Here is a 13017-nt window from a genome sequence, read left to right on the forward strand (position 1 = left end):
GAATGTAAGGATACGACAGAGTCGAATGGTATTTATCCCGTCAAGATCCCTCAGTAATGACACATATTACTTCCTGAAAATGAGAGAAAAGAAAGTCAACGTATTATAACAATTCATTTATATCAACAAGATACAAGTATTATTTTGTCCATCTTAAGCAAAAAATCAAAATGGTTTGGGAGCATAGCCTGTCATCACATTTAACTCGAGAAACTTACCCAACTTAGTCATGGGATGCACCACTACTAGGCCTTTAACCGATTTTTTTAATTTACCAATATCAGCCTGTTCTGCCTTGGTAATTTCGCGAGAAAAAGCCATGGCTTTCAGTTTTTTACGCTCTTTATTTAAATCATATGTTTGCTTACTTTTAATCACATGGGCTTTTTTGCTGAGTTTCTCGATTTCATCAGCAAATTTTGTCACCAATTCTTGGTCACCACGAGTTTTAGCAGAATCCAACTTACGCTGGAATTGGTCAAGGCGGTTAGTAATGTTTTGCAGTTCTTGCTTGGTGCTCATTGCATGATTCTCTGGGAAACAAAAAGGTTAGCGAGCTTACCACAGAAGCCGTGCTCTGTATCGCCAAACAACCAAGTTTTAATAAACTTCGAGCTGTTACTATCATTCAGCAATGCTGGTGAAATCTACGCTGCTTTATCTAATTCAATAAACTAGACACACGACATTCGGCTATTTGTGTTGACTAAAACCCATTCATCCCGTATCCAATATTCGATTATAAGCTCCCCAGACAATCAGCAATAACGGATGTGAACACTAACACAATATATTTATTAATCAGTAATTTAGACAAACTCAAATAGCCCACCCCCACTAAACTCAGTAAAAATTAAAAATTATTTTATCAATAAGGTGTGCCTATATCTGCATATTGACTAATCTTAAAATAGTAAACGGTTGAGTAAGCTCTACTACCAATCTTCCTCTACTTTGAGATAGGTGTGGATCGACACTCAGCTTAACGTAACTTGGCACTAACATTGGCGCCCTAAGAACCACTGAAAACAGGATGTTTGTATGAGCCTTACAATTCGAAGCCGCCTCTACATTTTGGCCCTCGTACCTTTATTAATCATCGCATTGGGTATGCTTGGTTTTACCTATGTAAAAACCAATGAGCTTAATGCTCAGCAAATTGAAGTCACTCGAAATAACATGATGGAGATGAAAAAAGAGGAACTTAAAAACTATCTCCAAATGGCACAGTCTGCAGTGCAACCTTTGCTTGATAAAGGAGCCAGCCTTGAGGAGGCCACGCCAATTTTAAAAGCACTCAAATACGGTAAAACTGGCTATATGTTTGGCTACAATTCTAATGGTGTTAAACGAATTCAGGGCAACAACACCCAAGGGCTTGGGGACAACTTATGGGATTTGCAGGATAAACAAGGTAACTATCTCATACGTGATCTCATTCGCAATTCAAAAACGGGGGATTTCACTACCTATTACTTCCCTAAACCCAGAGAAACCGTCGCTTTACCTAAACTTGCTTATTCTATCTACATTTCCGAGTGGGATCTTATGCTGGGTACCGGTTTTTATACCGATGACATTGATGCTATTGTCACCGACATGGAAAACACCACCACCGAAGCATTGCAAGAAACGCTATCCGCTATCATTGTTTTCTGTATCATCATCGCGGCTATTGTTGCAGTATTTTCGGTTGGGGTAAACCGTACCATTCTTAAACCACTAGAACTTTTCGATGCTTCTATCACATCCTTTGCGAGTGGAGATGCCGATCTCACAGCACGAATGGAAGATTTTAAAGCACCTGAATTCTCACGACTCAGCAAGAACTTCAATGCCTTTGTTGCTAGCCTTCAAACCATCATCCGCAGTGTAAGTGAAGTCGGACAACAAGTAGTGGCTGAAACGACCAATATGTCAGGGCGAGCAACCAAAGTGGATGAACTGGCCTCTGGACAGCGCGAAGAAACAGAGCAAGTCGCCACTGCGATGACCGAGATGACAACCACAGCCTCGGAAATATCGAACAACGCAAGCCAAGCAGCGGACTCAGCGAAAGAAGCCGACGACAATGCCAAAGAAGCACAAAATATTGTCAACTCAGCGGCGAAATCCGTCGAAGCCCTTGCCGAGGAAGTGTCTAAAGCAAATGGGGTTATTTCTCGCTTAGAAAGTGACGTTCAAAATATCTCATCTTCTCTTGAGGTTATTCAAGATATCGCCGAACAAACCAATTTGCTGGCGCTTAACGCCGCTATAGAAGCGGCTCGAGCTGGCGAACAAGGGCGCGGATTTGCGGTGGTCGCAGACGAGGTACGTAAACTCGCAAGCCGAACTCAAGACAGTACAGGCGAAATTCATCAAATGATTGAGCAGCTTAAATCCGCTTCAGACGACGCCGTGAGAGCAATGGAATCAAGTCGAAAACGCGGTGCAAGTACAGTAGAAGAAGCCAACGCAGCTGCCAGAGCACTTGTTCAAATTCAAGAATCCATTGGTACCATTATGGATATGAACTCGCTTATCGCGACAGCAACAGAAGAGCAAAGTATTGTCGGTCAGGAAATCTCCGAGCGGATTGTGGTTATCTCAGACCAAAGTTCTCAATCTGCTGAGCTGGCGAACGAAAATAAATCAGGCAGCCAAGCACTCAATCACAGAGCAAACGAACTCTATGATTTGGTCGGCCGGTTTAAAGTATAACCCTTTCCCACGCCCGCTTTGAGCGGGCTTTTTTATCCTTCTTTTACTATTCCTGTCCTCTTAGCACGTCACCCCAAAGCCAGAGAGTAAAAGCTCATATTATTGAAGTGCGTCTCAATAAAAACGTAGTTGCGTATTTATCTTTCAATAATTTCCCTAAATCACACGCAAAGTTATTGACTAATTAGCACAATTAAATGCCCCAATTTTTCTATGTGCGTAATTTGTGTGTAACTTGTAGATAGGTTCTTCAAGAACCCAAAAACAAATCAAATGCTTGATGTTTGTCGTAGGCCAAGTTCAACAATATCTTCTACTACTCAAAGGAAAGTAACATGCATAATAAGATTATAAGTTGTTGTATTGCCTCAGCGTTTTCACTAATTTCAACGTCAGGGCTTGCACAACAAGGCGAGGTCAAATCCATTTCTGTCGCAGGTCAAAACCTTGCTCCTTTACTCACAGTCGCAAATGAAAAAGCCATCAAAAATAAGTATATCGTCGTACTTAAAAAGCCAGCAATGATGCTTGAAGGCTCTCAAGCATTCGTCGACTTTACGCAACAAACAGTAAGCGGTTTGGCAAATAGGCACGCTATACAGACAGAGAGAATATATGATCACGTGCTAAGTGGATTCTCTGCCACACTAAGCAAAGAGCAACTGAAAGCACTTCGCTCTGATCCACAGGTTGATTATATCGAGCAAGACCGAATTGTTTCTATCGATCCAGTGTTATCCGATGAAGGCACCCAAACTAACGCAGTGTGGGGGTTAGATCGCATTGATCAACGAAGCTTACCACTAAGCGGTAGCTACACCTACAACTACGACGGAACAGGTGTCACCGCCTATGTTATTGATACGGGTGTGAGCAATAACCACTCTGAGTTTGGTGGCCGCTCAAGGTCTGGCTATGACTTTGTAGACAACGACAACGATACCACTGACTGCCATGGACATGGTACCCATGTGGCGGGGACCATAGGCGGTAGCCAATACGGTGTCGCCAAAAATGTTAACATTGTGGGTGTTCGAGTGCTGAGCTGCCAAGGTTCTGGTTCCAATTCAGGTGTTATCGGTGGCGTCAACTGGGTAGCAGCCAATGCTTCGGGCCCATCGGTGGCGAACATGAGTCTAGGTGGAGGGGTGTCTAGTTCATTAGATAGTGCCGTCGCAAGTGCCGTACAATCAGGTGTTAGCTTCGTACTTGCAGCAGGAAACTCTAATGCTGATGCATGTAATTCTTCACCCGCTCGTGAACCAAGTGGTGTCACTGTTGGCTCTACAACAAATAGTGATTCCCGTTCAAGTTTTTCTAACTGGGGAAGCTGTGTTGATGTCTTTGCACCCGGCTCAAATATCAAGTCTGCGTGGTACGATGGTGGTTATAGAACTATCAGTGGCACTTCGATGGCAGCACCTCATGTTGCAGGGGTCACAGCGCTTTATCTAAGTGAAAATGGCGCTTTGTCGCCAGCTCAAGTTTCTAGCCTAATTGGAAATAGAGCAAGTACTGGCAAAATAAGTGATACTCGAGGTACAGTAAACAAGCTGGTTTATAGCCTTAACGATAGCGGATGTGAACCTGATTGTAACCCACCGACTCCAACACCAGACGGAGAGCTCAGCAACGGTACCCCAGTTAACAATCTCAGCGCAAGCCGTGGTGAACAGAAACAATATTACATCGATGTTCCTGCGGGTAAAACTCTCACAGTAACGACCAGTGGTGGTTCCGGCGATGCGGATTTATATGTGCGCTTTGGCGCGCAGCCAACAACAGGAACTTGGGATTGCCGCCCTTATCGCTATGGCAACAATGAAGTGTGTACTATTTCCAACACACAAAATGGACGATACCACGTCATGCTTAACGCATACAGCACATACAGCGGAGTGACACTAAAAGCAAATTACTAAACGTTAACGTCCAACACAATAACAATGCCAGTCGATTTGCTTGACTGGCATTGCTACTTTTCGAAAAAACATTCTCTGACTAAAAAGATTGACTTCCTCACAGCCAAACCAATTGGCATCATATTCAAGCAGCAATAACTTAAATGCCGCATTAGAAAATTACCAATTGTATTCATATACTTAAAAATGCTCACAAAAACTCTAGCTTTTTCCTATTAGCGAACAACCATTTAGCCACAAGACATTGGAGGTCTCTTGATTACTTTTATGCTCAATCAAGAAGTCAAACAAGAACATCAAATTTCACCAAATATGACTGTTTTGCAATATTTGAGAACGCAAGTAAAAAAGACGGGAACAAAAGAAGGGTGCGCTTCTGGAGACTGCGGAGCCTGCACGGTCGTTTTAGCTGAGGTCAAAAACGGTCAACTTCAGTATCAGTCCATAAATGCGTGCATCACATTTATTGCGTCAGTACACGGAAAGCAGCTAATTACCGTAGAAGACTTAAAAGAAAACGATAAGCTACATCCAGTGCAACAAGCCATGGTTGATTATCATGGTTCTCAGTGCGGCTACTGCACACCCGGCTTCATCATGTCTATGTTTGCCCTGTCAAAAAATATCCCTAATGCTGACAAACAAGATATTTTGCAATCCCTGTCAGGAAATTTATGTCGTTGTACTGGGTATAGAAGTATCCTAGATGCCGCACTCTCTCTTACATCTGAGCAAGTTTTGGCTGATCATTTTAGCCATTTAGAGCAAACAACCATTTCACAGCTTGAGGCTCTTATCCAGAAACCCGCCTCTCTCAAATTGGGGCGACTGACTGCTTATCTACCGCGCAGCGTTAACGAACTAGCAGAAATTTACAATGTAAAGCCAAGTGCTAGACTGGTCGCTGGAGGAACGGACCTCGCCTTAGAAGTCACTCAGCTTCATCGGCAAATAAAGTCCTTTATTTGCCTACATTTAGTTGAGGATATGAAGGTATGTTATGAAAAGAACGATACACTCTACCTCGGAGCCAACTCGAGTATTACTGACGCGGCTCAAACGCTGGCCAATCACTTCCCTGCTTTTGATGAACTTTTACACCGCTTCGCGTCGCCACAAATACGCAATTCAGGTACGCTTGGGGGGAATATAGCCAATGCCTCCCCTATCGGCGATCTCGCCCCGCTTTTCATCGCTCTAAATGCCAAGCTCAAACTCAGGTGTAAAAACAAAACTCGATTACTGCTTCTCGAAGAATTTTTCATACGTTACAAAATTACCGCTCTTGAAAAAGGCGAGTTCATTGAGCAAATCCAAATACCTAAACTCAAAGCGAAAAACACTTTCCACGCCTACAAACTGTCTAAGCGCCTTGATGATGATATTTCAACAGTATGTGGTGCTTTTAACATTGAAGTTCAAAACAATACGGTCATCAATGCTCGTGTTGCTTTCGGTGGTATGGCGGAAACTCCCCAAAGAGCGATTCATTGCGAAAACGCTCTTATCGGCAATTCATGGAGCCAAGAAACTATTGCATCTGCGATGACATCACTAAGCCAAGATTTCAAACCGCTCAGCGATTTTAGAGCGAGCAAAGAGTATCGAGCAACCGTCGCCGCAAACATGCTTCAACGCTTATTTATTGAAACCCACTATCTTAAAAACCAAGTCGAAACCAGAGTGACTTTCTATGTCTAAATCACACAAGCACACCTTAAAGACAGGTGTAGGCAAGAGCATCAAACATGAAAGTGCCGATAAACAAGTCGCTGGTGAAGCAGTTTACGTTGATGATAGGCTCGATTACCCAAACCAACTTCATGTCTATGTGGGATTTAGCACACAGGCACATGCAAATATAACCAAGTTAGACACGTCTCCTTGCTATGAATTTGAAGGTGTTGAAACTGTCATTACACACCAAGACATCCCAGGGGAACTGGACATTGGTGCAATTTTACCTGGAGATCCGCTCCTTGCAGACGGCTTAGTCCAGTACTTTGGTCAGCCTATCTTTGCCGTCGCAGCCAATACTTATGATATTGCCCGCAAAGCGGCTCAAGCAGCGATCATTGAATATCAACCTCTTCCTTACATACTCGATGTGAAACAGGCGTTGAAGAACAAACAGTTTGTCACCGAAAGCCACCAACAAAAACGAGGTTGCTCTAGTCAAGCGCTCAAGCGAGCTACACACCGAATTGAAGGGGAACTGGAAATTGGTGGACAAGAACATTTTTATCTTGAAACACAAGTAAGCAGTGCCATCCCGATGGAAGATGGAGGAATGCTTGTTTACTCATCCACACAAAATCCATCGGAAGTACAGCATAAAGTTTCCCAAGTGCTTAATTTGCCCATGAACAAGGTGGTGGTCGAAATCCGCAGAATGGGAGGGGGATTTGGCGGCAAAGAAACACAGGCAGCCATACCCGCTTGTCTTGTTTCTGTCATTGCTAGCATCACAAAACGACCTACAAAACTGCGTCTTTCCCGTATGGAAGACATGATGATTACCGGGAAAAGGCACCCTTTCTACAATCAATATAAAGTCGGATTCAATGATGATGGTGTGATAGAAGGTGTGGATATCACAGTTTCTGGGGACTGTGGCTACTCACCTGATCTATCCAGCTCCATTGTTGACCGCGCCATGTTTCATTCTGATAACGCTTATTACTTGGGTGCAGCAACGATCACGGGCCATCGCTGCAAAACAAATAAAGCGTCCAATACTGCTTTTCGAGGATTTGGTGGGCCTCAAGGCATGATGACGATTGAGCATGTTATGGATGAGATTGCTCACTATCTTGACAAAGACCCTTTAGAAATCCGCAAAGCTAACTATTATGGTGAAAAAGGTCGAAATACGACTCACTACCACCAGAGAGTTGAAGACAACTGCTTAGACACTATTACCGACAAGCTGGTAAAAACTTGCCAATATAGAGCGCGCCGTAAAGCCATCAACCAATACAACAAGCAAAGCCCAATTCTGAAAAAAGGCTTGGCTATTACTCCAGTTAAGTTTGGTATTTCTTTCACCGCTGCTTTTCTCAATCAAGCGGGTGCTCTGATACATATTTATACTGATGGCAGTATCCATCTCAATCATGGTGGGACAGAAATGGGCCAAGGTCTAAATACCAAAGTGGCACAAATCGTTGCACAAGAGTTTCAAGTTGACGTCAACAAAATCCAAATCACGGCAACCAATACCGACAAGGTACCCAATACTTCCCCAACGGCAGCATCTTCGGGAACCGATCTCAACGGTAAGGCCGCACAAAATGCAGCGATAAAGATAAAGAAGCGTCTCATCAAGTTTGCAGCCCACCACTTTAAGGTATCACCCCAAGAGATCGTATTTAAAAATGGTACTATCACTGTCGGTAATGCAATCATACCATTTGAGGATTTGATTCAACTGGCCTACTTGAACCAAGTGTCTTTATCAAGTACTGGCTTTTATCGTACTCCAAAGATCCACTATAACCGTGATAAAGCACGAGGTCGGCCTTTCTATTATTTCGCCTATGGGGCGGCGTGTTCGGAAGTCGTTATTGATACATTAACAGGTGAATACAAGCTGCTTCGTGTCGATATTTTGCATGACGTTGGAGCTTCACTCAATCCTGCAATAGATATTGGACAAATAGAAGGTGGATTTATTCAAGGTGTTGGCTGGCTTACTACAGAAGAACTGTGCTGGAATGAGCAAGGTCGTCTCACCACCAACGGACCAGCAAGCTATAAAATACCTACGATTACCGATATGCCGATTGAGTTTAATACTCAACTCCTACAAAACCATGCCAACACAGAAGACACAGTGTTTCATTCAAAAGCCGTTGGCGAACCACCATTTATGCTTGCCATTTCCGTTTGGAGCGCATTGAAAAATGCCATTGCTTCCGTATCCCCCAAAGGTCCCGCCCCACATCTAAATACACCTGCAACCCCAGAAAGAGTGCTAATGGCCATTCAGGCAGTAAAGAATGTCCGATCCTAGCCACAACAACTGGAAATCATTAAGGGAGAAACTCATGTACAGCGACAATTGGATTCATATGCTAGGTCATTTACAAGAAACAGGAGAAGCCTGCGTGATAGTGACTGTATTAGAAACCAAGGGTTCTGCACCAAGAGATGCGGGTACTAAGATGCTGGTTACAACTCAGCGTCTAATAGCAACGATAGGGGGCGGACACTTAGAACATCTTGCTACACGTATTGCCCGAGAAATGCTCTCATCGGGAAACCCATCCCCAAGACTAGAAAGATTTAATCTTGGGGCGAGGTTAGGTCAATGCTGTGGTGGCGCAGTGACACTGAGCTTTGAACCTATTGGATTCAATAGCAAGCATCTGACTATATTTGGCGCCGGTCATGTCGCGCAGGCGTTAGTTCATATTGTATCAACCCTACCTTTTCGAACAACTTGGATTGATCAACGAGAGGATATTTTCCCAGATTCAATCCCAAGCAAGGTGACTAAGTTGATCTCTGACGATCCTCTATCGGATGTAACTTGCCAGCCCGCCGGTAGCTACTACCTAGTGATGACGCACAATCATCAATTAGATTTTGAGCTCACAAGGGCCATACTAGATAGAGGTGATAGTCAATATCTTGGTGTTATAGGCTCACAATCAAAAAGAAAAAGATTCGAGATGCGTTTAGCTCAACGGGATTATTCGCAAAAACAAATCAACACTCTTATTTGTCCAATCGGTCTGCCTAACGTAAATGGTAAGCACCCTGCTGAAATAGCCGTGTCGATAGCAGGAGAACTTATCATGCACTATCAAGGGATAGCCCAAGAGCATCAACGCGATACTCTGGCAGCAGAACACAGCCACCAAGATGACGTATCCGTTAAAGATAAGATCGCCTAACTTCTGACTACAAGCCAACAAAGGACGTAAATATGGCAAGTCAACGCAAAGCTTATCGCGCTACTATTGTACACTGTGTTGCCGACCCCAAAGATGTAGGGCTCGACAATTGTTATCAATTCTTTGAAGATGGCCTTCTGGTCATTGAAAATGGATATGTCATTGATATAGGCGATGCTCAAGCACTACTCAAGAAGCAGCCAAAAAATGTAAAAATAACGGAATATAATAACAAAATTATAACCTCTGGCTTTATTGATACTCATATTCACTATCCTCAAACAAGAATTATCGCCTCTTATGGTGACCAATTACTCGACTGGTTAGAAAACTACACTTTTCCAGAAGAAATGCGCTTTAGCGATCCCAGTTATGCAAGACACACTGCCGAGCTATTTTTTGATCAACTAATGAGGAATGGTACAACCACAGCGATGGTTTTTGGTACTGTTCACAAGCAATCTGTTGATATTTTTTTCGAACTGGCGCAAAAACGCCATTTGAGAATGATTGCGGGCAAGGTGCTTATGGATCGCAACGCCCCTACTGAACTAACCGACACAGCAGAATCGGGCTATCAAGATTCAAAAGCTTTGATCGAAAAATGGCACAACAAAGATAGGCTCCTTTATGCCATCACACCTCGTTTTGCACCCACCAGCAGTCCACAACAGCTAGAAATGGCGGGAAAACTTCTCGCAAAATACCCGGATGTTTATATGCAAACGCACATCTCTGAGAACCCAAAAGAAATCGAATGGGTGCAGGCGTTGTTTCCAGATCGCTCTGGCTATCTCGATGTTTATGATCACTATGGACTGTTACATAATCGTTCAATCCTCGCTCATGGTGTTCATCTTTCAGATAAAGAGTGCCAACGCCTAGCGGAAACCGATTCCGCAATTGCATTTTGCCCAACATCGAATCTCTTCCTTGGCTCAGGCTTATTCAAACTGTCTAAATTAGAAAATTATCACGTCAAAGTGGGGATGGGGACCGATGTGGGGGCTGGGACAAGTTTTTCTTTACTGCAAACCATGAATGAAGCCTACAAAGTCATGCAGCTGCAACATGAAAAACTCCACCCGCTAAAATCTCTCTATTTGGCCACTCTTGGTGGTGCACGGGCTTTGCAGCTTGATGATAAAATTGGCAATCTTGCTGTAGGTAAAGAAGCCGATTTTGTTGTACTCGATTTACACGCAACACCACTACTAAAAGTGAGAACAGAGCAAGCCAATACACTCGAAGAAATACTCTTTGTACTGATGACTCTTGGAGATGATCGTACTGTGTATCAAACCTACATCTTGGGTGAAAAAGCCTTTGATAGCAGTCTTTAGGATGGGTTTGCAAAACGAGATGATTAGGTCAAAATGAGAGTCATAATAGGAATACGCTTACCACTCACTCTTATCTTAAATAATTTATTTTAAGAATCAAAAGCTTAAACTTGTTTCACTTAAGGCATGACATATGCAACGTATCAGATACAGATACCAGCGAGGGTTTAGTTATGTCAGAAAATATTAGATTGCTTAATCCACAGCAAGAAGCCGCTCAACATGATGTTGAATATTCCGATAGTTCTCTGTTTCGATTAGTGTGCAGCATCATCGAACAGAATGTCGACAACCCTCATCAAGCACATTTTCTCGACGTGAGTGGCGAAAATGCTTCATATGCCGATAAACTCATTGCTCAATATCCGGGGTGTTTTGTCGACGTCGTTGAGCCTGATTCACACAAATCATCAAAGAGTAAACAACATAGCAACAAATTGCTGATCAATAAGACCTATCAACAACTCAATGCTCTGCGAAACTACGATGTGGTTCAATTTAATTGGGCACTGCATCACTTTATTGCGCCGTGTTATGAAGAAACCCAAACCCTCCAGCTTAATGCTTTAAAGGCAGCCTACGATATGCTTGGGCCTGAAGGTATCGTGATTATTTTTGAGAATTTTTATGAAGGCAAAGATCACTCTAACTCACCAGGTAAGCTAATCTATCAATTGACTTCTTCACGGCTTATCAAGCGTCCTATCTCTCAGCTTGGAGCGCGCACAGCAGGAGTCGGAGTCTGTTTTAACTCGGAATTATATTGGCGCGAGCAACTTATAAAAGCAGGCTTTAGCAGTGTTTTCTCTGCTCATTGCTACGATTTTGGTAATTTACATCCGTTTAAGAAATGGATGCTTGGGATCGAAAACCAGCGGGTCGGAATGGTGGTAGGCATCAAAACTCGCTAACCCACTAATTGGCATCTTTACCTTCCTCTTTAAGGGCATGCTTATCAAGTATGCCTTTCAACCATTCAAGCTTAAATGGCTTGCTAAGCACATTGCTAAACCCTTGCTGCAAATAATGCTCTACATCACTATCAAACGTGTTGGCCGTTAACGCTATCACGGGGGTATTGGGAGCAAGCCCCTCAGACTTTATTCGCCTCAGAGCTTCGAGACCATCCATTACTGGCATTTGAATGTCCATGAAAATAATGTCGAAAGTTTGTTGGCGCAACATATCAAGACACTCTTGACCATTGCTCACCGTCGTCGTCTCCGCACTTAACGTTGACAACATTTTTTCTGCCACAATTTGATTCATACGAATGTCTTCAACCAGCATAGCCGAGACTTTTCGCCGTTCATTTCCCACATCAACCCCTTCTTCGACCGATTTGGTCTGTGGGTCATCCTGCAAGTAACGAATCAAACTCAACAGATCATAAGGTTTGCTCAGCAACCTGGCGTTATCCATTAGCGGTAAAGGCGTATTCACATGGCCATAAACTAAGATAGACTTGGGTTCATTCTCGACAACGTGACTAAGTTTATCATCCAACTGCTCACCATTATTGAGATAGCACAACACAACTGAGCCTTTTGGATCATAGAGATCGAGCTCCTTTAATTCCTCAATAATCAATGTACGCACATCAGGGTTACTAGCGATTACTTGTACCCACTTCTTCTGCGCAGGGTCAAAAAGCGGTTTTTCTTCTATGACTTCCATCGGAATATTAACGATAAACTCGCTTCCCTTACCAAAGGTACTGTTGACGTTTATCGTTCCACCGAACATAGAGACTAAAGACTGACAGATAGACAAGCCAAGCCCTGTTCCACCATATTTGCGAGTAATGGATTCATCGGCTTGAGTAAATTCCTGAAACACCCTATCAAGCTGCTCTGGTGTCATACCGATACCACTGTCTTTAACACGAATACAAAGCTGCTCCTGCTGGTCTTGATTGACAATAGAGATGGACAAATCAACAAACCCTTTCTCGGTAAACTTAAGCGCGTTGTAACCTAAATTATTAATTATTTGCACGAGCTTAGTCTTATCTGAACGGATCTTGTAATCACATTTGATACCCGTTGAGTAAAAAACCTCAACATCATGCTGTTTATCGTAATTATGTCATTACTGAGGGATCTTGACGGGATAAATACCATTCGACTCTGTCGTATCCTTACATTC

Annotated in this window: 9 protein-coding genes; 7 read left to right on the forward strand and 2 right to left on the reverse strand. The window is 43.2% G+C overall.

The features are described 5' to 3' along the window. Nucleotides 1-165: 165 nt before the first annotated feature. A complete protein-coding gene (locus QQK21_RS16390; protein WP_284193266.1) occupies nt 166-522 on the reverse strand; it encodes a YibL family ribosome-associated protein in 357 nt (118 codons plus the stop codon). A gap of 519 nt (nt 523-1041) precedes the next feature. Between QQK21_RS16390 and QQK21_RS16395 the strand changes: the two genes are divergently transcribed. The 7 genes from QQK21_RS16395 to QQK21_RS16425 all read left to right on the forward strand — a co-directional run bounded on the left by QQK21_RS16395 (nt 1042) and on the right by QQK21_RS16425 (nt 11780). After that, nucleotides 1042-2703: a methyl-accepting chemotaxis protein gene (locus QQK21_RS16395; RefSeq protein WP_284193267.1), complete on the forward strand. Its 1662-nt coding sequence runs from the start codon at nt 1042-1044 to the stop codon at nt 2701-2703. A 335-nt stretch (nt 2704-3038) separates the two neighbouring features. After that, entirely contained in the window at nt 3039-4625 is a 1587-nt protein-coding gene (locus tag QQK21_RS16400) for a S8 family peptidase (protein WP_284193268.1), read from the forward strand. Nucleotides 4626-4892: 267 nt separating this feature from the next. Then, on the forward strand, nt 4893-6326 hold the full coding sequence (gene xdhA, locus QQK21_RS16405; RefSeq protein WP_284193272.1) for a xanthine dehydrogenase small subunit: 1434 nt from the start codon (nt 4893-4895) through the stop codon (nt 6324-6326). Beyond that, entirely contained in the window at nt 6319-8640 is a 2322-nt protein-coding gene (xdhB, locus tag QQK21_RS16410; protein ID WP_348541507.1) for a xanthine dehydrogenase molybdopterin binding subunit, read from the forward strand. The genes xdhA and xdhB overlap by 8 nt, the downstream gene beginning before the upstream one ends. Nucleotides 8641-8674: 34 nt before the next feature. Then, nucleotides 8675-9526, forward strand: coding sequence for a xanthine dehydrogenase accessory protein XdhC (gene xdhC, locus QQK21_RS16415; RefSeq protein ID WP_284193269.1), 852 nt, complete (start codon nt 8675-8677; stop codon nt 9524-9526). A gap of 32 nt (nt 9527-9558) precedes the next feature. Next, on the forward strand, nt 9559-10869 hold the full coding sequence (guaD, locus tag QQK21_RS16420; RefSeq protein ID WP_284193270.1) for a guanine deaminase: 1311 nt from the start codon (nt 9559-9561) through the stop codon (nt 10867-10869). A gap of 173 nt (nt 10870-11042) precedes the next feature. Then, on the forward strand, nt 11043-11780 hold the full coding sequence (locus QQK21_RS16425; RefSeq protein ID WP_284193271.1) for a hypothetical protein: 738 nt from the start codon (nt 11043-11045) through the stop codon (nt 11778-11780). 4 nt (nt 11781-11784) lie between these two features. Here the strand turns inward: QQK21_RS16425 and QQK21_RS16430 are convergent, their stop codons facing one another. Next, the gene (locus tag QQK21_RS16430) at nt 11785-12909 is read right to left on the reverse strand and encodes an ATP-binding protein (RefSeq protein ID WP_348541508.1); all 1125 of its coding nucleotides are present in this window, start codon (nt 12907-12909) and stop codon (nt 11785-11787) included. Nucleotides 12910-13017 lie beyond the last annotated feature (108 nt).

It is taken from the genome of Vibrio zhanjiangensis, from assembly GCF_030161235.1.
Lineage (GTDB): Bacteria > Pseudomonadota > Gammaproteobacteria > Enterobacterales > Vibrionaceae > Vibrio > Vibrio zhanjiangensis.